Source organism: Desulfocicer niacini (genome assembly GCF_054657595.1).
Window position 1 is genome coordinate 21958 of the sequence record NZ_BAAHYK010000003.1, and the last position, 24761, is coordinate 46718.

18 protein-coding genes are annotated in these 24761 nt (G+C 43.1%); 8 read left to right on the forward strand and 10 right to left on the reverse strand.

Annotated features, from left to right (window positions below):
- Positions 1-102 precede the first annotated feature (102 nt).
- The gene (locus ACYQ2M_RS02070; protein WP_459914647.1) at positions 103-576 is read left to right on the forward strand and encodes a CBS domain-containing protein; all 474 of its coding nucleotides are present in this window, start codon (positions 103-105) and stop codon (positions 574-576) included.
- Positions 577-612: 36 nt separating this feature from the next.
- Positions 613-1374 carry a DnaJ domain-containing protein gene (locus tag ACYQ2M_RS02075; protein WP_459914648.1) on the forward strand — a complete coding sequence of 254 codons (762 nt, stop codon included), beginning with the start codon at positions 613-615 and terminating at the stop codon, positions 1372-1374.
- A gap of 128 nt (positions 1375-1502) precedes the next feature.
- On the opposite strand, the gene ACYQ2M_RS02080 is transcribed toward ACYQ2M_RS02075, so the two are convergent.
- Both ACYQ2M_RS02080 and ACYQ2M_RS02085 read right to left on the reverse strand, forming a co-directional pair.
- Positions 1503-2489 (reverse strand): hypothetical protein, encoded by a 987-nt coding sequence (locus ACYQ2M_RS02080; protein ID WP_459914649.1) that lies wholly within the window; start codon positions 2487-2489, stop codon positions 1503-1505.
- Positions 2482-5286 carry a DUF1638 domain-containing protein gene (locus ACYQ2M_RS02085; RefSeq protein WP_459914650.1) on the reverse strand — a complete coding sequence of 935 codons (2805 nt, stop codon included), beginning with the start codon at positions 5284-5286 and terminating at the stop codon, positions 2482-2484. Before ACYQ2M_RS02085 ends, ACYQ2M_RS02080 begins: the two co-directional genes overlap by 8 nt.
- 275 nt (positions 5287-5561) lie before the next feature.
- Between ACYQ2M_RS02085 and ACYQ2M_RS02090 the strand changes: the two genes are divergently transcribed.
- Both ACYQ2M_RS02090 and pncB read left to right on the forward strand, forming a co-directional pair.
- Positions 5562-6068: a shikimate kinase gene (locus ACYQ2M_RS02090; protein WP_459914651.1), complete on the forward strand. Its 507-nt coding sequence runs from the start codon at positions 5562-5564 to the stop codon at positions 6066-6068.
- A 123-nt stretch (positions 6069-6191) separates the two neighbouring features.
- Positions 6192-7361 (forward strand): nicotinate phosphoribosyltransferase, encoded by a 1170-nt coding sequence (pncB, locus tag ACYQ2M_RS02095; RefSeq protein ID WP_459914652.1) that lies wholly within the window; start codon positions 6192-6194, stop codon positions 7359-7361.
- Positions 7362-7414: 53 nt separating this feature from the next.
- Here the strand turns inward: pncB and ACYQ2M_RS02100 are convergent, their stop codons facing one another.
- Genes ACYQ2M_RS02100 through ACYQ2M_RS02115 form a run of 4 tightly spaced genes read right to left on the reverse strand, consistent with a single transcriptional unit; the run spans position 7415 to position 11408 of the window.
- Positions 7415-8083 (reverse strand): endonuclease III domain-containing protein, encoded by a 669-nt coding sequence (locus ACYQ2M_RS02100; RefSeq protein WP_459914653.1) that lies wholly within the window; start codon positions 8081-8083, stop codon positions 7415-7417.
- On the reverse strand, positions 8084-9310 hold the full coding sequence (cbiD, locus tag ACYQ2M_RS02105; RefSeq protein WP_459914654.1) for a cobalt-precorrin-5B (C(1))-methyltransferase CbiD: 1227 nt from the start codon (positions 9308-9310) through the stop codon (positions 8084-8086).
- Positions 9307-10785: a cobyrinic acid a,c-diamide synthase CobB gene (locus ACYQ2M_RS02110; RefSeq protein ID WP_459914655.1), complete on the reverse strand. Its 1479-nt coding sequence runs from the start codon at positions 10783-10785 to the stop codon at positions 9307-9309. Before ACYQ2M_RS02110 ends, cbiD begins: the two co-directional genes overlap by 4 nt.
- An 8-nt stretch (positions 10786-10793) precedes the next feature.
- Entirely contained in the window at positions 10794-11408 is a 615-nt protein-coding gene (locus tag ACYQ2M_RS02115; RefSeq protein WP_459914656.1) for a precorrin-8X methylmutase, read from the reverse strand.
- 695 nt (positions 11409-12103) lie between these two features.
- On the opposite strand from ACYQ2M_RS02115, the gene ACYQ2M_RS02120 reads away from it, so the two are divergent.
- The 3 genes from ACYQ2M_RS02120 (at position 12104) to ACYQ2M_RS02130 (ending at position 14797) form a co-directional block, all read left to right on the forward strand.
- Positions 12104-12913, forward strand: a complete 810-nt coding sequence (locus tag ACYQ2M_RS02120) for a ZIP family metal transporter (RefSeq protein ID WP_459914657.1) — start codon at positions 12104-12106, stop codon at positions 12911-12913.
- An 86-nt stretch (positions 12914-12999) separates the two neighbouring features.
- A complete protein-coding gene (locus ACYQ2M_RS02125) occupies positions 13000-14214 on the forward strand; it encodes an aminotransferase class I/II-fold pyridoxal phosphate-dependent enzyme (RefSeq protein WP_459914658.1) in 1215 nt (404 codons plus the stop codon).
- 7 nt (positions 14215-14221) lie between these two features.
- Positions 14222-14797, forward strand: a complete 576-nt coding sequence (locus ACYQ2M_RS02130; protein ID WP_459914659.1) for a 1-acyl-sn-glycerol-3-phosphate acyltransferase — start codon at positions 14222-14224, stop codon at positions 14795-14797.
- 132 nt (positions 14798-14929) lie between these two features.
- Here ACYQ2M_RS02130 and gyrB read toward each other — a convergent pair whose 3' ends face one another.
- The 4 genes from gyrB to rdgC form a co-directional block, all read right to left on the reverse strand.
- A complete protein-coding gene (gyrB, locus tag ACYQ2M_RS02135; RefSeq protein ID WP_459914660.1) occupies positions 14930-17371 on the reverse strand; it encodes a DNA topoisomerase (ATP-hydrolyzing) subunit B in 2442 nt (813 codons plus the stop codon).
- A 14-nt stretch (positions 17372-17385) separates the two neighbouring features.
- A complete protein-coding gene (dnaN, locus tag ACYQ2M_RS02140) occupies positions 17386-18501 on the reverse strand; it encodes a DNA polymerase III subunit beta (RefSeq protein ID WP_459914661.1) in 1116 nt (371 codons plus the stop codon).
- A 559-nt stretch (positions 18502-19060) separates the two neighbouring features.
- Complete coding sequence (locus ACYQ2M_RS02145; protein WP_459914662.1) at positions 19061-19594, reverse strand: hypothetical protein; 534 nt, start codon at positions 19592-19594, stop codon at positions 19061-19063.
- A gap of 3 nt (positions 19595-19597) precedes the next feature.
- Positions 19598-20212 carry a recombination-associated protein RdgC gene (gene rdgC / locus ACYQ2M_RS02150; protein ID WP_459914663.1) on the reverse strand — a complete coding sequence of 205 codons (615 nt, stop codon included), beginning with the start codon at positions 20210-20212 and terminating at the stop codon, positions 19598-19600.
- Between the two features lie 1039 nt (positions 20213-21251).
- Here rdgC and nifJ point away from each other — a divergent pair.
- The gene (nifJ, locus tag ACYQ2M_RS02155; RefSeq protein WP_459914664.1) at positions 21252-24761 is read left to right on the forward strand and encodes a pyruvate:ferredoxin (flavodoxin) oxidoreductase; all 3510 of its coding nucleotides are present in this window, start codon (positions 21252-21254) and stop codon (positions 24759-24761) included.

Consider the following 24761-nt stretch of genomic DNA (forward strand, 5'->3'; position numbering starts at 1 on the left):
CAGGCAATTTTTAAACAAAGAGTATTTCATAAATAATATTCATGAAATATCCGCCTGCCCACTTCACCCCATCATCAAACTATAAAGAATAAGGAGTTCATTATGACACTCAAGGCCAGGGATATCATGGTAACCTCGTTTGATATGATCCACAAAGATGCAACCATTGCACAGGCCATTGAAAAAATTACCCATGGCCAGGTGAGGGAAACAGGGGATAAAACCAACAGCCTTATGGTTATTGATGAATACAACCGCCTGGCCGGGGTGATAACCATGTTTGACATCCTTTATCATCTGCGACCCTCATTTCTTAATTTTGGCATCAACGGCGATGAGCTGGTGTGGGAGGAACCCCAACTGGCCAAATTAATTAATGAACTCAAGGCAAAAAAAGTAAGTCAGCTCATGAGCAATGTGATCACCGGGGCCTCACCGGATGATCATATCATTGTGATTCTGGATCGAATGATTAAAAATAATTATCATCGCCTGCCGGTGCTGGAGAACAACCGACCCATCGGTGTGGTTTACGTGGCGGATATCTATTATCATCTGTTCGCCAAAACTTCGTAACGCCATTGAATAAGAGATTTTTACAAAAAAAATATTATGACAACCATTGATTATTACAACATCCTTGGTGTCAGCCGCCAGGCCGACACCGCCCAGATAAAACAGGCCTACAAAAAACTTGCCATCAAAGTGCATCCAGACAGAAATCCCGATGATGCGCAGGCTGCAGAAAAAATGGCACAGCTTAACGAGGCCTACGCCGTTTTGTCAAATCCTGAAAAAAGACAAAATTATGATCAGCTGAGGGAACGCTTCGGAGATGATGCCGCTGGCAGATTCAGGCAGACACATACATATGAAGATATCCTGCGCGAATCAGACATTGAAAAAATTTTTCAGGAAATATCCGACAGTTTTGGCCTTCGGGGATTTCAGGAAATTTTTAAATACGGAAAAATGCACGGGGGAGGTATGTTCATGTTCGGTACCTTTGGCTTTCCCAATGGAAAAGCAAAGGCCACCGGTGGCGGCGGGTTTCTGAAGGGTATTGGCAGAACCCTGTTAAATAATGTCATTGCCAATGCCTTAAATCCCCCGGACATGGGCAAAGACATCCATGAGACTATTTTTTTATCAGAACAGCATGCCACAAAAGGTGGCCCATATGCCTATTATCACAGCAAACAGGATAAGAAACTCATTGTAAAAATACCGAAAAATATACAGGAGGGTCGAAAAATAAGATTAAAAGGGCTGGGTAACAAAGATACTGTCACCGGAGAAACAGGGGATCTTTATCTCACTGTCTCCATTAAAAAGAGTCTTTTATCAAAACTAAAAAAACAATTACTTAAATAATACCTTCGCCAATTTTATTTTAATCCAAATAACAGTTTCTATATTGTACTTATGGGAATGCGCCCATGCTAATTCAAACTCAAAAATACAGCATAATATATTGATATTTAGGATTAACAACTCTGTTTTTAATTTGGCGAAGGAACTGTTAAAACCCTGTCCAGCCGAAACAGAGGTGTGGGCAATTTTTCAGAAGTCAGATACAAAGACATGCCGTCGGAACTGAAACAAAGCCCCTCTCTTTGAATCAGTGAGTTAAACCCCACCGGTGGAAGATAAATGATTGCAGGAGCTTCTTCCATGCGGGAAGCCCAGGTCTGATGAATATTTTTTGAATAAAGATAGGCATTTTTATAGCTCAGTATAATCAGGGTATGTCCATCGGATGTCATATCCATGGCCGTTGGCTGTGATCTGTTTCCACCATAGGGCTGAAGTAGATCTTCCAGACCGGGAGGGGGAATTGAGGACACAATGGCTGTCTTGATTGCCACCGCAGGGGATTGATCCGGTGCGGGAAGAAGTTTAAGACGGTAAAGCCTTGGCGGATCATCCCGTTTACTTAACAACATACAATTACCGGTACTGACATCCACGGCCACTGCTTCACAATCCCGGGGGCCGTCTTCATATATAAAATCAATCTGCCAACGGGTTTTAATTCCAGTATTTTGCCCCTTTATATCGATCAGTGATGGTTCTTCTATAATATAAAGGGTACATTTTTCTCGTTTTGAACGGTTATCCCCCACATCGGCAATCAAAAGAAAGTGTCTATTCTTCCATGTAAAGGATGCCATATCTTCCCAGTCAATGTTTTTTGCCTGGGTCAGGCGCACCTGGCCAAGGACAGTACCATTTTCCCAAAGGGCATAAATAACCGCCGGGTTACCACCATCATTATGGGTCCAGAAAAGATCCTTTGTCCTGCGTGATGCTGCCATCCCAGAGGATTCGCTGATATTATTGTCCGACAGATATCCCATGAACCGGGCATTTCCAAACCGCGATTCATGGGAAATGAAATTATCTTTTTCCTGGGAAACAGCCATAGCTGCCAGGCAAAAACAACAAACAAAAACCGACAATACAACCTTTAAAATAAATTTATTCATTGACCGCACAAAGCACCCTGTCCGGGCTTCCCGATAAAGTTGCGACAATGGTGCGTCCCAGAAACAGCGGAATCCCACCACCGGTATTCACAACCCTGTCATTTATATCCACTGCTACGGTTTTACGACTGGTACCGGCACTTCGTCCAAGTTCCTGGACCTGATCCTTAAGATATGCCAACGCCCATTCTTCTGCCTTGTCAATACTCATGAACTGCTGGGCACCTGTCACCCCTTCCACCACAAATCTTCCAAGACTGTTGGTCTTAATGGAAATTTTTCTGCGGATAAGAATATGGCTGGTGATGGCACCCACAGCATTGGCCACATCGGCATCTTCCGGGATAATGACCTGTGCATTGAGCCTTTTTCCGGCCTGGGGTAAAAAATAATGCACCGGCGCACCAATGCCAATGACCGGATGATTCAAGGTGGCATTAATGGTGTATCGGTTGTTTTCCGGTTTTACAATTTGTTGCATCAACTGTTGAAATACCGGTGTTTTTTCCATGTCATCAATGGCAAAATCCCGGGCCATCTGCTTTTTTAAAAGCTCCAGAGCCAGGGCTATTTCCATGTGTTCAAAAAGCGTGTCCATCAACTCTTTTTGAGATTTCTTTGCAAAAAGGGCCATAAGGTTCACCATATCCCTGGCCGGGGCTGCATCCCACCTGGCAAACTCCCCGGTGACATGCAGAAGATCCGTGGGGGTTAATCCACATCTTTGCACCAGACCACTTTCCTCCAAGCGCTCCAGAGGTAGAAATTGTATTGCAAGCATGCCAAGATGTGGCAGGAGTTCCTCTGGTGCGTGGGGACGCTTGCGGAGAAGGTCATAGATTTTTTGTTCAGTGGGGGTGGGCTCAAAGGCAAATTGTCCTTCCATGGCCACAAGCAATGTCTGCGATACCCGGGACAGCTGATGGGCTTCCATGTATTTAATCGCAGCTCTAACCCCCAGGGGATGGGCGGCATTGGCCCACACCATGGGACCCACTCGGCGGGGCCCCATGATAAATTCATTATGGTGCCATCGAATCAGGCTATCCCCTCCAAGGCCCACCGTGCGCATGTCCAAAGCCTTTACATGGGTGACAAAGCCCCCCACATTGGCTCCCTGTTCACACACCGACACAACCCCCTGACAAATATCTGCAGTGTCCGTGGTGGTACCACCCATATCCACCACCATGGCCTCTTCCAGGCCGGTTAAAAGTCGGGCACCTGCCACGCTGGCCGCAGGGCCTGATAATACGGTTTCCACGGGCCTCTGGGCTGCCATCTCCGCAGACATCAGGGTACCGTCGCCCTTTACCACCATCACCGGTGCATGGATGCCTCTTTTTTTCAGCACAAATTCCAGTTCCCGGAAAAATTTAATCATACGGGGAATAATGCGGGCATTGAGTACGGCTGTCTGGGCGCGAACCACAAAATTTAAAAGATCGGAAAGTTCATGACCACAACAGGCCACCATACCTGTTTCCTCTTCGACAATACGTTTAACCACCAGCTCATGGGCCGGATTCACCGCACCGGCAAATCCCGATACGGCAAAAGCGGTTACACCGTCCCGGTCCACCATTTTTCTTACATTTTTGCGAATTTCCTCTTCATCCACAGGCTCCACTTCAACGCCACTTATATTAATCTGTCCTTTGACATTGCATCTGGGGGTATGGGAAATCAAATCGTCTGCCATATGACCACCGTTGATCATCAGAATCAGGCCGGTTTTTTGCCCTTCTCCTTCCACAATGGCATTGGTGGCAAGGGTGGTGGACACAGATACAAGTTCCACCCGGGCAAGAACCTCGGCATCAATGCCGGACAGGACTTCGTCAATACCGATGGAAAAATCCCATTTAGTGGTCAAAGCTTTATGTTTATCAATAATTTTTCTGGCATTAAAATCGTACACGGCAGCATCGGTGTAAGTACCCCCGGCATCAATGCCCAGACCATGGGTGATGGAAAGGCTTTTATTATCTTCCTTATCAAACACCAAATGTCTTGGCTTGTTTTTACCAGGAAGTGTGTTGTCACTTTCCGGTGCAGAATCCAAACCATTTTCCAGAGCGGAAAATATGGTAACATGTCCCGGAGGAATAACCACAATCTCTTTATCTGAAACCTCCTGGGTCAACAACCGGGTGAGTAAAGACAAATTCCCGGGAATAGATTCATATTTCCAATTGTATTTTTCCGCCATTTTAAGGGCATGTTCCGCACTTTTTTTCTCTGTGCCAATACCGGTGTCTATAAAGGCGGCCCGCTGGTAATTGTGGTGCCAAGAACTGAAAAAATCAATGATTCTGCCCCCACCTTCTTCGCCGTATTTATCTCTTAATTCCCGACATCCCATGGACTCGGCTCCCACCCATATTTTTTCAGGTTCCTTTTCTCTTGGCGCTTCTTTTTCCCTGTACCATCCAGCGGAAATGTAAAAAGTACCGGGATATTTTTCAAATTCTTTCCTGTAGGCACTATCACTGCCCATGAAAAGAGCAATACAGTCGTGTACCCGGGGAAAAATAAGGGGGACCCGTGGTGCACGAATTCCAATGGTACCCCTGCCACAAAGTCCGTAGCCCACCACAATCCGACAGCATTGGGGATCCGTTGCCGCCTGATCAATGGCTTCCTGAAGTCGTATACGCAGTATATCCGGGGTGCTGTGCAGCCCACCAGGCAAGAAATTAGTCTTTAAATGCAGGCCTTTTTCCCGGGCAATATGATTAATATCCGGCGCAAGAACACCGCACCCTATTACGTGGATAATATTGTTTTTTTCCATTTGAATAGTCCCAAATTCCTGTTTTACAGCAAATAATTATGGTAAATATCTGAGTTGCTAAGTTAAATGTCTGGCCACCCCATTAATGTGTTCATCCAAACTCTGCTTTGTATAACCACGCCCTTTCAAACAGTCAATCTATTTGCAAAATATTCAAAAATATTCCAAAATGGTGCATAGTGGAATTGGCCCTAGTCACAACAATCTAGCACCCATGGGATAAGTCAGGCCCAGAAAGACCTCAATTATCAAGTAATGTAAAGGAATTTATAAATATGAAGAGCAACCTTACACTCATCGGCATGCCCGGTGCTGGAAAAAGTACTGTGGGCATAATTCTGGCCAAGGACATGGGCTTTGGATTCATAGACACCGATGTGCTAATCCAGATCAATCAACAGAAGACTTTACAACAAATTCTGGATGAATCTGATCATTTAACACTTAGAAATATTGAAGAAAAAGAGATCCTGAAACTAAATGTTCAAAAACATATCATAGCCACAGGCGGCAGTGTGGCATACAGTCCCAGCGCCATGGAGCTGCTCCGTAAAATTTCACGCATTGTTTTTTTAAAGGTAGACATTGAAGAGCTTAAAAGACGCATCCACAACTATGAAACCCGGGGAATTGCCAAAGCTCCCAGTCAGACATTCATGGAGCTTTTTAACGAGCGACAAGAACTTTATGAAAAATATGCAGAAATTACAATAATCGGTGCTGGCCTTAACCAAAATGAAATAGCCGATGAAATTAGAAAATTAACCGGATCTTTTTTTTAGAACACAGCAACAGGGACCAGACCTTAAAAATTGAAAAAATACAGCATCTGTTATATGTTTAAAAAACGAACAAATACGAGCTTAATAACAACATATTGTTATATTTAAGGAAAGTGAAGGCAGATGATTCAGAGTATTCTTGACAATGATCTATACAAATTCACCATGCAACAGGCCGTACACATGCTGTATCCCCGGGTGGATGTTGAGTATATATTTATAAACAGGAGCAACACCCCCTTTCCCAAAGGATTCGCAGAAAAACTGCAGATAGAAGTGAACCGTATGGCAACATTCAAGTTAACTCCTGAAGAAAAAAACTATCTTGCTGAAACCTGTTATTTCATGACCCCGGTATATCTTGATTTTCTGGAGCATTACACTTTTGATCCAGCAGAAGTGCACATTGAGCAGCAAGGGGGAGACTTAAATCTCACCATAAAGGGCCCCTGGTACCGAACCATTTTGTGGGAAGTGCCCTTGATGGCGATGATCAGTGAACTTTATTTTGTCCTCACCCATGCAGAACCCCTCTCCAATGCAAAACAAACGGCCATTAATTTAAACAAAACACGGGTATTAAGCCGGAATGGTATTAAATTTGCCGATTTTGGAACAAGGAGACGATTTTCCTCTTCGGCCCATAAAAGCCTGATTCGGGATATGCTGGGGGTTGAAGGCAATACCCTTATTGGAACCAGCAATGTACACCTGGCCCAGTATTTCAATATCAAGCCCATCGGTACCCTGGCCCATGAATGGTTCATGTTCCATGCCGTACTGAATGGCTACCGCATGGCAAATTCCACGGGTGTGGATGCCTGGACCAGTGCCTTCCACGGTCACCTTGGGATTGCCCTCACCGACACTTTTACCACGGACGTCTTTCTCTCCACCTTTGATACCATGCATGCCAAACTTTTTGACGGTGTCCGCCACGACTCCGGAGACCCCTTTGAATACATAGAAAAAGTTGTCAACCACTACAAAAAACTGCACATAAATCCCATCACCAAAACCATTGTTTTCTCAGATGGTCTGGATATTGAGAAAGCCGTGCACATTCATAAAAAATGTGTGGGTAGAATCAATGATTCCTATGGCATAGGAACCAATCTCACCAATGATGTGGGGGTTACTCCTCTAAACATTGTCATCAAACTTGCAAAATGCAGAACCGCCCCGGACAAGGCGTGGCACAAGGCCATTAAGCTATCAGATAATACCGCCAAGCATACCGGAGATCAGGAAGAGCTTGATCACTGCATCAAGGTGCTGCAGCGGGGAATTTAAGGGATATGCTCCGACCCTGTAAGCCCGGCATATTGTTGTAACTAACCGGACCTTCAAGCCTGTGTTTTTTTTATCTTCCGGGGTTTCACTCCCTTTTTAGGACAAAGATCTCCAATTACGCACCTATCACAATGGGGAGACACCGGCCGGCAGGTCCCCTGACCAAAGGCCACCAGCACCGCGTTTACCTCTTTCCAGTGTTTCCTGGGCAATTTTTTTCTCAGGGCCATTTCTGTTTCCAGGGGAGTGTTTGTTTTGACATATCCCCAGATGTTCATCATGCGGTGAACATGGGTGTCCACACAGATGGCATCCTTGTCAAAGGCCACGCTCATGACCAGATTTGCGGTTTTTCGTCCCACCCCGGGTAGGGTCACCAGTTCATCAATGGTGTCCGGTACCCTGCCGTTGAAATTTTCCATGGCCTGGGGAAGTTTTGCAAGATATCCCGCCTTGGATTTATAAAAACCTACGGGATATATCCTTTGTTTAATTTCGTCCTGGGATAATTTTGCAAGACCCGCCGTGTCCGGCGCCACCTGAAATAATCTTTCAGCCGCTGCGGCCGTGGTTTCATCCTTGGTGCGGGCAGATAAAATGGTGGCCACCAATATTTTAAAAGGGTCCTTTGTCTGAACGCCGATGAGATCCACCACCGGGACCTTATAATCACGAATTTCGTTTTTTAATCGTTCAATGAAAAGGGAGATATTGACAGCCATTTATATTGTACCCCCGGAAAATTCCGGGGATCGGCATCCTACCATGGAATCAAATACCCGCTTGCCTTCAAAATCAAAAATAACCGCATCAATTTTTATTTTTCCATGGGAAAATTTTTCTGCAGATTTAATAATCATGTGTCCCACATGAGATATAAGGTCCGGAAAATCAGGATGAATATAGCTGAACGCATGGCGAGCCGTGTTGGATGATTCTATATTTCTACTCAACCCTCTGTCTCCGGTAATATCAGTTGCCCACATGGCCAGACGCTGCAGGGTCAATTCTGATTTTGCAGCATGGGTATGGGGAAACCCCATGGCCATTTTAACAGCTTTTCCAAAAAAAACAGTGATAATAACCCTTTTCGTGGTGGATGCAGCTGCCGCTTCAAGGGAAGCCATAAAAAAATCCCCTGTCTGGATAAAAGCCTCTTCTCTGAAATGGGGAAACAGACTCATGGCAAAACGTTCACTTCTTCTGCCGGTGGTAAACACAAGGGTATCATCCCCCATGGCCTGGGCAACGGAAATCCCGGATTTAATGGTGGCAATATAAGCATCATGGGACATGGGTTTTACAATCCCGGTGGTACCAAGAATGGAAATGCCCCCCAGGATACCCAAACGTGCATTGAGGGTTTTTTGTGCCAGGGCCTCACCTTCCGGCACAAATATTTCTACAATGATCTTCTCCGGCACCTCCCTTACACAGATATCTTTGCCTAGCATGGAAGCCTTTTTCATGGTATTTTTCCGACTTGAACAAACTTCCATGAACTCTTCCAAAACGTGGTGAACGGCCTGACGAATCATCTTTACAGGCCCGGAATTGATGGCTGGGTTTCCAGGCATGACCTCAAGACCGGGTTTTGTCACCGTTCCCACTCCCTGTCCACCACAAATTTCAATTTCAATATCTTTCCAGGCAATATCGATATTTTTGACCGATCCGGATATACACCATTCCACCCTGGCACCAATTTCCGCCTTATGAGTGACATCTGGGTCGTCACCGGCATCCTTAATTACCACACATTCCACTCTATTTTTCGACAATCTGTTTAAAAGATGTACAGGAATACGGATGGATTCATGGGTAAGGCTTGGGATATTGACAACATCAATATATTCATCAAACACCAGGCAATGAAGGGCCGCTCTGGTGGCAGCAGCCGCACAGGCACCCGTGGTAAATCCACCCTTTAATGTTTTATTTTGTGTCATCCTGCCTGTTCCTCTGTTTTAGCCTGAAACTTACGACATGATGCAACAAAGGACTTTGCAGCCCCCGGATGGCTGCCAAAATGAATGTGCATATAGCTGCCAAGGGTATTGCCTTTTTGATATCCCTCCAGCAGAACTTCACTGCCAGCCCTGGCAGATGCCCTGTAAATGCCATGCATGCCCTCACACGCAAGGCTTCCATCTTCCAGGGAAGAGTAATGAAATTCATGCCCCCTTAACACATCGCCTTTATTTCCCACGGGACAATCCGAAACCAGGCTTATCTCTCTATATCCAAGAGATCTCATTTTTTTAGACATTACCGCAGTAAATGGAAAACATCCGGCCATGGGATATTTAGTTAATCCGTCCATGCCGATAATATGAGAGCAAAGATACATGAAACCACCACATTCACCGTAAACAGGCATTCCCCTATCACTTTTATCCCTGATCTGTCTGGTAAGAGTTTTATTTTGAGACAACTCCTGTGCAAACAATTCGGGATATCCACCCCCCAGGTAAATACCCTGAATATCTTTGGGTAACACAGCATCTTCAATGGGGGAAAAGAAAACAAGCTCGGCTCCCGCATCTGACAGGAATTCAAGGTTTTCCGGATAATAAAAACAAAAAGCCTTATCCCTTGCTACGGCAATTTTGACCGATTTGATACTGTCTGTTTTTTCCCCGGATAAAAAATCTTCTTTTAACTGATATGAATGATCAGGTTTACCTGATATTGAAATATCAGAAACCCTACTTCCATCAAGTAGTTTACTATTTATATTGATATCGGGAAGGGTTAAAAGCATGCTATTCAAAAAGGTGTGTTCGTCAATCAGTCCAACAAGGGTATTCATCATACCGGATGAAAGCATATGCTCATCGGAGGTAACCAGCCCCAGGTGCCGTTCCGGCATCACCAGATGTTCATTGCGGGGAATATGTCCCAGACACTTCATACGGCATTTATCTTCCACCGCCTCCTTCAGGTATTGATAATGACGGTCACTACCAGTTTTACTGAATATAACCCCGGCAAATTCAAGATCCGCATCGAAATCTTCAAATCCCTTGACAATGGCAGCAGCACTTCTTGCCATGCTCCTGGCATCCACAAGCAGCACCACCGGAAGTTTCAGCCATTTGACCATCTGGGCCGTAGACCCTGCCTCTGAAACCCCGCTATATCCGTCAAAAAGCCCCATGACGCCTTCCACCACGGCCATGTCCCGCCCCTGACATCCCCGGGCAAAAATACGCTGGTTCATTTCTCTTGTGAGCATCCAGGAATCAAGATTTCGACTGGGAATTCCGGTCAAAGCGGTGTGATGTCCGGGATCAATGAAATCAGGTCCCACTTTAAAAGGGGCCACACGATGTCCCATACCGGCCAGCCAGGCCATGATACCAAGGGCTGCTGTGGTTTTTCCACTGCCGCTGCCTGTACCTGCTATGACAAATCCTTTCATGGTCTGTCCTATTTTTTTGCCGCCATGATAGCCATGGCATTGATGATGCTGGCGGCCACATTGGAGCCACCTTTTCGTCCCCTGTTGGAAATATGTGGAAAATCCAGGATCATCAGATCCGCTTTGGATTCTGCCGCATTAACAAATCCCACGGGCAACCCCACAATAAGAGCTGGCTTTATCTTATTTTTCCTTATAAGTTCAATGAGACGCAAAAGGGCTGTAGGAGCATTTCCCACCACATATATGGCACCGTCCATTTTTTCACAGGCTTTATCCACGGCGGCCAGTGCCCGGGTTACGCCCTTTTCCTTTGCTGTTTTTGCCACATCTTCATCGGCAATCATACACTTCACTTCACCGCCAAACCCTAAAATTTCACCCTTTCGAATACCCACCCGGGCCATATTGGTATCCGTAAAGATGGTACAGCCATTTTGAATTGCTGTTATTCCTGACAGGAGCGCGTCCTGATGAAAATGGACCGTTTTTATATATTCAAAATCCGCAGAGGTATGCACCATTCGTCTGACCACCTGCCAATGCTTTTCATCAAATCCATGGGCACCAGCCTCTTTGTCTATCATTTTAAAACTTAAGTCTTCTATTTCCTGGGGTTTCAATATCTTATCTCCGATTCATTTATTATTTATCATACAATTTTTTTCAGCATTCATCAAACTATAGCAAAAATAATAATAAGGCAAGTCTGAGGGGTGCATTCGCATTTTCTCGGTTCAACACTTAATCAGAGAAGGGTAAAACTTTTATTAAAATTTGCATTGAAACATAACCACTTGATAAAAACACAATCTGGACAACTCATGAATGCATAAATATCAACACTTGAGTTATCAAATTAATGGTGTCTATAAAATGTTTATAAAAGGCATATTATGAACATTTTTTTTAAACCCATACAAAAAGTATGGCTTATAAACATTTATATAAGCATTGTTTTAAACACCCAATATAGAATAATATGCTTATATTACAGTAATATACAATCTTAATAGAATTTTAGACATTGCTTATTATTTATTATTAAATAAAAGAATATATATAAAAAAATATACATACCCATAAAAAACAAATTCATCTTTATTTATAGCCTGACTTCGTTTTTGCAAATACACAATTCGGATAACAAAACCTTTTGAGTTTAAGGTTAATATTGAAAACACCGTCCATTCATGACAAACTTGGATTTGGTCACCACATGGTTTACCCGTAACATCGGGTAGGCCAAAACCATTGCCCCTTACCTATATAGCTAGATATGTTTTAACCACCCCTCAAAAAATAAAGGAGAATATCAATGGAATGGTTTCAACAAATGGGACCCGTTACACAGGCATTTCTAGGAACCTGTTTTACCTGGGCATTGACAGCATTGGGTGCTGCCATGGTTTTCTTTTTCACCAACATTAAAAAAAACCTATTCAATAGTATGTTGGGATTTGCATCAGGGGTGATGATTGCCGCCAGTTTCTGGTCTCTTTTAGCCCCCTCCATTGATTTGGCTGAATCCATGGATATGGTTCCATGGGTTCCGCCGCTTATAGGATTCTTATCCGGTGGATTTTTTCTATGGGCTGTGGATAAAACCCTGCCCCATCTTCACATGGGTATGAAAATGGAAAATGCCGAGGGTATCAAAACCAGTTGGCAGAGAAGCGTACTTCTGGTACTTGCCATTACCTTGCACAATATACCCGAAGGGCTTGCCGTGGGAGTTGCCTTCGGGGCGGCAGCAGCAGGACTTCCCTCTGCCACTCTGGTGGGAGCTATAGCATTAGCCATTGGTATTGGAATTCAAAATTTACCTGAAGGGGCAGCGGTGTCTGTTCCACTCAGACGGGAAGGATTAAGCAAATCCCGAGCCTTTTTTTATGGACAGATGTCTGGTGTGGTGGAACCCATTGCAGGTGTTGTGGGTGCTGCCACAGTTATTTTCATGCGCCCTGTTTTACCCTATGCACTTGCCTTTGCCGCCGGTGCCATGATTTATGTGGTGGCCGAAGAGTTGATACCGGAAGGAAAATCCGATACCCACAGTGATGCGGCCACCATTGGTGTCATGGTGGGATTTGCCATCATGATGACACTGGATGTGGCATTGGGCTGATAAAATTATTGTGGATTTTTCAGGACGGTGTGTTAAAGCAATACAATTTTACAGTTTATTTACTTGAAATTACAGGAGTCTTTTTAATGGAAAAAAATAATATTATACGATTTGCCAGTCGTATGGACCAACTGCCACCCTATCTGTTTGGCATGATTAATCAGATAAAAATGGAAAAAAGACGTCGAGGAGATGATGTTATTGATCTAGGTATGGGCAATCCCGTTGACCCCACCCCTGACAATGTCATTGAAAAGCTTATTGAAGTGGCTAGGGATCCGAAAACCCATCGTTATCCGGTGTCTTCGGGCATGAAAAATCTGAAACGGGAAATTTCTCTTTACTATAAACGTCATTATAATGTTGACATTGATGCGGATAAAGAAACCCTGATGACCATTGGTTCCAAAGAAGGTATTTCCCACCTGTGCCTAACTCTTCTGGGGCCTGGGGATTCCGTACTGGTTCCGGCACCGGCTTTTCCCATTCATATTTATGCAGCCGTCATTGCCGGGGCCAATGTGGTCCGGGTGCCTCTGTCTCCCCCGGAATCATTTTTAAAACGCATCGTGACCATCTGTGAATCTTTTTATCCCACACCCAAGGTGTTGATGCTTAATTATCCCCATAATCCCACAGCAACTCTTGGAGATATTAATCTTTTCAAAGAAATCGTAGCCCTGGCCAAACGATTTAACTTCATGGTTATCCATGACTTTGCATACTCCCAGATAACCTTTGACGGATACAAGGCCCCAAGCTTTCTGGAAGTACCCGGTGCAAGGGATGTGGGGGTTGAATTTGGTTCTTTTTCCAAATCCTACAACATGGCCGGATGGCGATTGGGCTATTGTGTGGGTAATCCTGAAATCATAGCAGGCCTGAGTAAAATAAAAGGCTATTTTGACTATGGTATCTTCTCTGCCATTCAAATCGCCGGCATCATTGCCCTGCGGGACTGCGATGAAGTTATTCCAGAACAGGTGGCTTTGTATCAGGCAAGGAGAGACACACTTTGCAGTGGTCTGGAGCGCATGGGATGGGATGTTGACTGGCCTGGAGCCGGTATGTTTGCCTGGATTAAAATACCCGAACCCTACCGTAAAATGGGTTCCATGCAATTTGCCATTGAAATGATGAACCGAGCCAATGTGGCAGTTTCTCCAGGGGTTGGGTTCAGTGAAGAAGGCGAAGGATATGTACGTCTGGCCTTGGTGGAAAATGAAGAACGTCTTCGACAGGCAGTACGTCAGATGAGAAAGGCATTGCAGGAAATAGACATGAAACAATATGAAGGATAATCCCTCTATGAGTTCTTTTTTAAGTATGTGCGGTAAATTAATTTACCACTTAATGGGCTGGACCTATGATGGTTTACCTTCTTACTGGGCCAAGAAATCCGTGGTAATCGGTTTTCCTCACACCGCTAACATGGACACGGTAAGAGCACTTACCTATATAAAAATTTGTCGCATCAATGCAAAATTGCTGGTCAAAGCAGATTGGTTTTTTTGGCCCATGTCCATACTTCTTAAAAATCTTGGAGGTGTTCCGGTTCACAGGAATAAAGCCCATGGATTTGTGGCAAGTATTGCCGAGGAATATCATAAAAATGATGAGTTTGTTCTTGCCCTGGTACCAGAGGGCACCCGGAAAAAAACCAGACGGATACGCACGGGTTTTTGGAATATTGCAAGGGCTGCCCAGGTACCTGTCATCTGCTGGTTTCTTGACAATAAAAATAGGAAAACCTGCTGGGTGGGACAGATTATTCCCAGTGACGATTTAAAAGGCGATCTGTTAAAAATTAATGCCCTCTACCAGGCACATGGATATGAGCTTCCGTTGGGAGACATGGATCAATACCAAAGCAAAAAGAATTGATCTTTTACTCGATGTTCAAGCTTTTTTATATTGAGATATAACGGGAAGGGGGCAGACTTTTGTTATAGACATCAGTCTGACCCCCATCGCTATGAAGCTTGCGAATAGAAAAATGGGAACGCGTCCATTCCCTTAATAATCCAGAGAAGAGACCTCAAGGGCATTGGTCTGGATAAAATTTCGCCGGGGTTCCACCTCTTCTCCCATGAGCAAAGAAAAAATTTCATCGGCTTTTTCGGCATCGTCAACCGTTACCTGGAGCATCACCCTTTTTTCAGGATCCATAGTGGTTTCCCACAGCTGATCTGGATTCATTTCCCCCAGACCTTTGTATCGCTGTATATTTATTCCCTTTTTCGCTTCGGACATCATGTGGGTGAAAAATTCAAGCTTATCTGAAAAATCCTTTCCATTTTCAGTGGAACCTTTTGTAAATACATGAAAGGGAGGACAGTCAAAGAGCTCAATGTTTCCTTGTTTTTTCAGCATGATTTTATAATCAATGGTGGAGATAAGCTCTTTACCTACCCGGATGGGAAGTGCCTTGGATATATTCTGGGAATATTCCTCATTGTTATTGATTATTTTGCCTGGAATATCCATCTCATGGATATTAAACACCTCATTAAATTCAATGTCTCCGGTGTCGTATTGAGATGTTTCCAGCATATTTTTAAGCTGGTCCATTTTTTCCCTGTCTTCCAGAAAAAACTTGTCACTGACGCCTTCTTTAATGAGAATATGCAGAAGTTCTATATCAAATTCTCTTCTTTGAAGACGTTCTACAGCACTGTGATACTCTGCAAGTTCCCTTAAAAATACGTATAACTGTTCCTCTTCAAGGGGTGTTTCCTGGCCATCGATGTAGACATCTTTATTGGCACATATTCGTTTTACCAGATAATCCCTGTATTCCGGTTCATCTTTAAGGTAGATGCCACTTTTGCCTTTTCCCACCCGAAACAGGGGGGGTTGTGCAATGTAAAGGTAACCCTTGGTGACAAGTTCAGGCATCTGTCTATAAAAAAAGGTGAGCAAGAGAGTTCTAATGTGTGAACCATCCACGTCGGCATCGGTCATGATAACAACCTTGTGATACCGAAGTTTTTCAATGTCATACTCTTCTTTACCAGCACCCGTACCAAGAACGGTGAACACATTTTTTATTTCATCACTTCTTAATATTTTGTCAAAACGGGCTTTTTCCACGTTGAGGATTTTACCTTTAAGGGGTAAAATGGCCTGGAATCGACGATCACGACCCTGCTTGGCACTGCCCCCTGCAGAGTCTCCCTCCACCAGAAACAGTTCCCGCTCCTTGGGATCGGCAAATTGACATTCTGCCAGTTTACCCGGCAGAGTAGAATCAAGCAAAGTGCCTTTTTTCCTGGCAAGTTCCCTAGCCCGCTTGGCGGCATCCCTGGCCCTGGCCGCATCCACGGCTTTCATGAGTATTTTTTTGGCAACAGACGGATTTTCTTCAAGGAAAAGAGCCAGTTTTTCATTAACCAGGGATTCCACAATTCCCTTTACATCGCTGTTACCCAGTTTTGTCTTTGTTTGACCTTCAAACTGGGGGTCCATGATTTTAACACTTATAACGGCTGTCAGGCCCTCTCGCACATCATCTCCGCCAATTTTAATATTCTTCATATTTTTGGGAAGATTACCAGAGGTGGCATAGGTGTTCAATGTTCGTGTAAGTGCACCTTTAAAACCGGAAAGGTGAAAACCACCTTCAATGGTATTTATATTATTGGCAAAGGAATACAGCTTTTCTTTAAAGGTTTCGTTGTACTGGATGGAAACATCCACCTGGACATCATTTTTATCCCCTTCAATGTGGATGGGAGGATGCAGGGGCGTATTATTTCGATTAAGATATTCAACAAAGGAAACCAGGCCACCTTCGTAGCAGAAATCATCCTTGTCTGCAGAACGTTCATCTTCAATAATAATGCGGACGCCTCTGTTTAAAAAAGCCAGCTCCCTAAGTCTTCGGGAGAGTTTTTCATACTGAAAATCATTCTCGTTCATTATGGTAAAATCAGGAAAAAAGGTTATTTTTGTCCCCCTTTTATCCGTATCACCGATGATGGATAACTCACATTGTTTGGCACCCTTTGAATATTCCTGAAAATAAATTTTACCATCTTTGTATACTTCCATTTCAAGCTTGTCGGAAAGGGCATTTACAACGGAAATCCCCACACCGTGGAGGCCGCCTGAAACTTTGTAGGAATCTTTATCAAATTTTCCACCGGCATGAAGTTTGGTCATAACTACTTCAGCAGCGGGGATATGTTCCTGCTCATGCATGCCAACGGGGATACCACGTCCATTATCTTCTACGCTTACCTGCATATTAGGATGAATACGCACGGTAATGGTATCACAATGACCAGCCATAGCTTCATCAATACTGTTGTCAACCACCTCATATACCAGATGATGTAGACCTTCCATTCCCACATTACCAATATACATGGAAGGTCTTTTGCGAACGGCTTCAAGCCCTTCAAGGATTTTTATATTTTCAGCACCGTAATCTTGTATCAAATTATTTTTTTCCATGATCATCCCGTTTATCAGACCGACATTGCCATAATAGCACAGATCAATTGCGTATCATCACTACCCTGAACCACGCAGGGATTTCTACTGTCTTTGACATGAAGGGTTATAGTGTCATTTTTAATGACGTTGATTGCATCAATGAAGAATTTAGGATTAAAGGCGCTCTCAAAGGGTTCTCCGTTGTATGATATGGGGAATTCTTCTTTGGACTCACCAATTTCCGGGTTGGTGATGGTCACCACCAGTTTGTTTTCCATGAAATTAAAAATAACACTTTTATAATCCTCTGAAACCAGGATGGACATACGTTTCATCATCAGAAAAAACATGTTTCTGTCAATTTCAATGGGGGTAAAAGATTCGGTATTTAACACACGTCTATAATCCGGATAATCCCCTGAAAGGAGTTTTATCATCACCATTTCATTTTCTTTTCTGGCAATGAAATGATTGTCTTTTACACCGATCTGAATGCTACCCGTATTATCAATGAATTTTGACAGTTCTGAAAGGCCTTTTTTAGGAATTATAATGGTATCTTCTGGGATATTGAACTGGCCGGCATAAGGAATATCAATACTGTTAAGCCGCCTGGAATCCGTTGACACCATTCTGAGTTTATTTCCGTCTTCTTCCGTTATTTTTTCAAGCAGGGTTCCTAGAACATAAATTCGTTTTTCATCCGGGGAAAAACCAATAACAGATGCCACATCAACCATTTTTTTAAATTGAATAGAATCGACTTCAACAAATGAAATATTTTCAATGATCGGTGTTTCCGGAAAGTTTTCACAGTCTGAAGAAACAATGTGATATTGAATATTGTCTTTTCCAATCTCAACCCACCTGTTTTCTATTTCATTTACAGGAAATTGTGTGTCTGGATACTCTTTTATTATTTCAAAAATTTTCTTTGAATTGATGGAAATCATGCCCTCTGATTCAACATCAGCTTCATAGGTACCACAAAAAACAGTTTCAAGGTCGTTGGCAGTTATAATCAGTTCCGATCCCTCTGCTCTGATAAGGACATCCGACGTAATACTCAGGTTAGTTTTACGGCCTGTTATACCCTGGACCCGGGCTAGCGCCCCACTTAGTGTTTTTCTATCTGCTGAAAATTTCATTTTAATACCCAAAGTAAAAGTTTCACACAAAATCCAATACATTTATCCAAATGGAATATTATATCATCTTGTTGATTTTTTTCAATATATTTTTTATCAGACGCTTTAAACACAGGTGTTTAACTCGATGTTCAAGTTTTTTTGCCGATTTTGCGAAAACAGGGTATTGGCTTTAAAGAGCAATGCCGGGGCTAACCCAAAAGACTATCGATAATATCCGTAATCCAAGCCTGAACCCAATTGCCCTATTAAGTGGCATTATCTCCGATGGTGCCAATCACTCACGTCTGATTCTAATCTTTAACTGAGCTCTGGAAAATAAAAGTGGGAATGCTTTTATGTCTTCCGTTTTTTAAATATTCATTTTTTTAATAATTCATAATAAAGGGTGTTAATAAGTTTGTTGAATATATAATTCATTGAATTTTATATAAATATATCTCAATATCTATGTTTAAATAAATGTTTCTTATCTGTTCATAACAGGTTGTTTCTATACCTGTTTACATAAAGTGTTCATAACTCCTTTTTTATGAACACTTTATAAACATCTCTTGTCTTACAGTGCAATCCATTGTCTCATGGCAGGGATTTCAATATCCTTCCATTGATCTGAGACTCTTTTTTTAATAAAGTTATCAAAAAGGGTGTCAATAACTTTAAAGGGAATGGCATAAAGTTCTATTTTTTCCAGAACTGCACCTTCTATGTCATCTTGGCTTTCAATGTTGCCTGTGGCAGGGGTTTTAAGACTGGTGATATTCATACTTTCCCCTTTGATTGAAAATCTCCATTCGTTTTCATCAACTGTGAGGATAAGATTCATATCCGTTACAACAGCACCTTTTCTTAATGCAGTTGTCCCCTCTTCAAGACCCGCATCATCGCCTTTGATGGATATTTTTTCGCTGGACTCATTTCCCAGCGAATTTTCAAGTACGATACTGTTACCAAGTTCCAGGGATATTTTATTGTATTCCATGTTAACCATGGTTTTAAGATTGATATTTTTTTCCACAAGATACCAAACCCATGTGAGAAATTCGTCACCAAGAAATTTGTATTTATTGTACGATACGGCGATATCAAACATTTTTTACCTCAACAGTTTAGTGGAAGCTAAATTTGCAGCAAGATCTTTTTCATCACTTTTCAGAAAGGATGATCCTTCAATCATCGTAAAGGGAAAAAGACGGATCAGTGTTAATTGAAAGGATTTTTTAAACAGGGTTTCAAGTTCTTCGTTGGCAGCCTTCTGGGTGGAAAAAAAAAGAACACTGGCATTTTCGTAATCCCACATGACATCATATATATTGGGTGTGGACGGCATCTGGCGCATTAATTTTTCTGTAACCATATCCTTGATATCTTTTTTTTCGTTTTTTGAAAGAAAATCACGGTGTGTTTCTTTTAATTTTTTTATAATTTCCAGGGATACATATTTTTTAATTATTTTCGATGGAACACTTTTTTTATCGATCCTGAGAGAAAATATAAAATATGTCCCAAAGGAGAAGGTGAATTTTTCAAAATCAGGATCAAATGCACTTTCCATTGGTGTCCATCCCACGGATATTTCTGCATATTCATCTTCAATATGACTGATAACATTTCGTGTCAGCCCGTTCCGGACCGTTTCAAGGACAGGTTCTTCTATATCTCCTTCCACTCTGTATCTGGATATAGAGACGCTTGACGATAGTAAACCCATATATACACTCCATTCATAGATAATTTTTTGGAGATCGGCTTTGATAAGAAGGGGCGGCCAACTCCGAAAATCGATTAGATAAAAAAATTGGCATCTTTCATTGCTGGTTATAGTTTCTTAAAGTATACCATTCTTTTTGAAAAACAGTTATAAACACTCGATGTTCAAGTTCCTTAAAGAATAAATCTTGAGCAACGGGTTAATATACACATCGGGCAAGTTTACTGCAACGGACAGAAAATTTATTTATCCGGTTTTTCGTTGTCCTGTTTGTTTTTAAGTTTCCCATGACCCCACCCCCATGCGGACACCCAACCCTTTTGTTAATATCGTCGGGCGGAAAATAACCGATATCAGGCGAAAATCCGCCTTTTGCTTAATAATGGAGTTGCGCTAAGCTAAAATATCAATAACGCAAGTCTAAAGTCTTTTCAGAGTGGCAGACCTTATGGGCGACCCCTGGCGGATATTTGATGAAATACGGTATAATATTTGCTTGGAAATAGATATATACATCGTATATGCCGTTTGCTGGAAGTCGTTTTATATGAAAATAATAAAAGGTAATACCAATAATTATATAGGTATATATGTAGTTTTTGATTCATATATTTATTTGTAAATATTTTCTTTTTATTAGAAGAAAACATTTAATATTATTTAATAAAATTATATACATCGGCAACGTTTTTAATATATGGCTGTTGATGTGAAAATGTTTTTAGATAAAAATTTATATGAGGTATTGGTATTTTTAAAGTTCCATTATTTTTATTTACTTTTGTATTCATATATTATAAATAGGGTCGGAATAAAAATATATATTCAAATTGAAAGAAAAAAAGGCATTAAACTAATTTTTGTGTTGCTTTTTTCCTCTCCCAATGGTCATGGTACCTGATGAATATACTGAGACCTTAAGCAACAATGATGATTGTTAAAGAGACACAATATCAGTTGGATATTATGATATTTTTCATTGCTGAAACAGATTTGTAGACTTGACAATGGATTTTAATTTTTCAAAGAAGGTGGTTTCATGAAACACAAAATGCAGACAATTGATGGTAATACCGCAGCAACCCATGTGGCCTACGCAATGAGCGATGTTGCAGCTATTTACCCCATTACCCCCTCAAGCCCCCTTGGCGAAATAGCAGACAGTTGGGCTTCGGCCGGTAGAAAAAATATTTTTGGACAGGTGCTGGCAATCAAACAGATGCAGTCTGAAGCTGGTGCTGCCGGAACCGTGCATGGCTCTTTGTCCGCTGGTGCCCTGACCACATCCTTCACCGCTTCCCAGGGGCTTTTGCTGAAAATACCCAATATGTACAAAATTTCCGGTGAACTGCTTCCCTGTGTGTTTCATGTAACAGCAAGGGCGCTTTCCGCCCATGCCCTTTCTATTTTCGGCGATCATTCCGATGTAATGTCTGCCCGCCAGGCCGGATTTGCCATGTTGGCATCCAGTTCTGTTCAGGAGGCCATGGACCTTGCACTGGTTGCCCACCTTGCTACAGTGGAAGGTCGGGTACCCTTCATGCATTTCTATGATGGGTTCAGAACCTCCCATGAGATCCAGAAAATTGAAATGATTGATTACGAAGACATGGCATCGCTTTTTAACTGGGATGCCTATAATGAATTTAAAGCCCGGGCCATGAATCCTGAAAAACCCGATACCCGGGGTACAGCCCAGAATCCTGATATATATTTTCAGGGCAGAGAAGCGGCCAATGCTTTTTACAACAAAATTCCCCATGTGGTTCAAAAGTACATGGACAAGGTGGGGCAGCTCACTGGACGTAACTATAAATTGTTTGACTATGCCGGTGATCCCGAAGCTGACAGAGTTATCGTGTCCATGGGTTCTTCCTGTGAGGCTATTGAAGAGGCCGTTGAACAGTTAAACAAGAACGGCGAACGAGTGGGTGTGGTTAAAGTACGCCTTTATAGACCCTTTGATGTGGAAGGGTTCATGGCCGCAGTTCCTGCCACGGCAGAAACTCTGACGGTGCTTGACAGAACAAAAGAGCCTGGTGCACTTGGTGATCCGCTGTACATGGATGTCTGCACTGCTTTCATGGAAAAGGGCGAAGGTCCCAGAATTGTGGGTGGCAGGTATGGACTTGGTTCCAAAGAATTCAACCCCTCCATGATCAAAGCTGTTTTTGACAATATGAAATCCGTGGGCCCAAAAAATCATTTCACAGTTGGTATCAAGGATGATGTCACCTATTCTTCCCTGGAACCAGTAATTGATTTTAACCCGGCACCGGAAGGTACGGTGAGTGCTAAATTCTGGGGCCTTGGCTCAGATGGTACGGTTGGTGCCAACCAGAGCGCCATTAAAATAATCGGCGACAACACCGATAAGTATGCCCAGGGTTATTTTGCCTATGATTCAAAGAAATCAGGTGGTATCACCATTTCCCACCTTAGATTTGGCGATGTACCCATCAAATCCACATATCTCATAACTGAACCCGATTTTGTGGCTGTGCATAAATCAAACTATGTTGAAATATACGATGTGCTTCAGGGGATAAAAGACGGTGGCACCTTTCTGCTGAATTCTCCCTGGTCCGTGGAAGAAATGGAACAGCACATCCCCGGTGATGTTAAAAAGACCATTGCAGATAAAAAATTAAAATTTTTCAATGTGGATGCCGTTAAAATTGGTGAAGCCGTTGGTCTTGGCACTCGCATCAACATGATTATGCAGACCTGCTTTTTTAAGCTTGCCAATGTACTTCCCTTTGAAAAAGCCATTGAACTTTTGAAGGCTGACATTAAGAAAACCTACGGCAAAAAAGGCGATCACATTGTTAATATGAACATTGAGGCTGTGGATCAGACCCTTGATAACCTTATTGAAATTGCCGTTCCTGATTCCTGGAAAACAGCTTCCGGCTGGCCGGTATCAGGTACCGTGGGAACCGATTATGTTGAGAAAGTAATGAAACCCATTCTGTCCCAGAAGGGGGATGAACTGCCAGTGAGTGCATTTACCCCCGACGGCTTCTTTCCCAACAGCACAAGCATGTATGAAAAACGCGGTGTTGCCATTAATGTTCCCCAATGGATTCCGGATAACTGTATCCAGTGTAATCAATGTGCATTTGTCTGCCCCCATGCTGCCATTATTCCTGTGGTGGCCACCCAAGAAGAGCTTGAAGGAGCACCGGAAACCTTTGTCACCATTGAAGGTAAGGGCAAAGAACTTAAAGAATTTCAGTTCAGAATGCAGGTCAATCCCCTGGATTGCCAGGGTTGCGGAAACTGTGCGGATATCTGTCCGGCCAAGGAAACCGCCCTTGTGATGAAACCCATTGCCAGCCAGACCCTCACGGAAGTTGCCAACCATGAATTTTCCATCACCGTTCCCTTTAAGGAAAATCTGGGTAAAAGGGATTCCGTCAAAGGCAGTCAGTTTGTTCAACCCTTGTTTGAGTTCTCCGGTGCCTGTGCAGGATGTGGTGAGACTCCCTATGTAAAGGTGTTGACCCAGCTTTTTGGTGAACGCATGACCATTGCCAATGCCACTGGCTGTTCCTCCATCTGGGGAGGCTCTGCGCCTTCTGCACCTTATTGCACCAATAAAGACGGTCATGGACCTGCCTGGGCAAGCTCTCTTTTTGAAGATGCTGCTGAATATGGGTATGGTATGATGCTGGCCACCAATACCCGTCGAGCCGCCCTGGCTGCAAAAATGAAAAAAGCCCTTGATACGGATATATCTTCTGATATCAAAGACGCTATGGCTGGTTGGATTTCAGGTATGACCGATGCTTCTGCGTCCATGGAATACGGAAATAAGCTTAAGGCATTGCTCGCCGGGAATACCGGTATTGATATCCTTGATGACATTGCAAGGGATAAGAACCTGTTCACCAAAAAATCCCACTGGATTTTTGGTGGTGATGGCTGGGCCTATGACATTGGATTTGGCGGAGTGGACCATGTGCTTGCCTCTGGAGATGATATAAATATCCTCGTCATGGACACAGAGGTTTACTCCAACACCGGTGGCCAGTCCTCCAAGGCAACCCCCACAGGTGCCATAGCTAAATATGCGGCATCCGGTAAAAAAATCGGCAAAAAAGATCTGGGTGCCATGGCCATGAGTTATGGTTATGTTTATGTGGCTTCCGTTGCCATGGGTGCCTCCAAGCAGCAGTTGATGAAGGCTTTTATTGAAGCGGAAAGTTACAATGGACCATCTCTGATCATCTGTTACGCCCCCTGTATTAATCAGGGTATCCGCAAGGGTATGGGAAAAACCCAACTGGAAACCAAGCTGGCGGTGGATTCAGGATTCTGGCCCATGTATAGGTATAATCCCCTGCTCAAGGCCGAAGGCAAAAATCCCTTTATTCTGGACTCCAAGGCTCCTGACGGAACCCTCCAGGAATTCCTGGCCGGTGAAAACCGTTTTGCTGCCCTGTCAAGATCTTTCCCGGCAGAGTCCGAACGACTGAAAGCCAAGATTGAAGAAGAAGTAAATGCAAAATATGCCCAGCTTAAAAAACTGGCTGCTGATGAATAA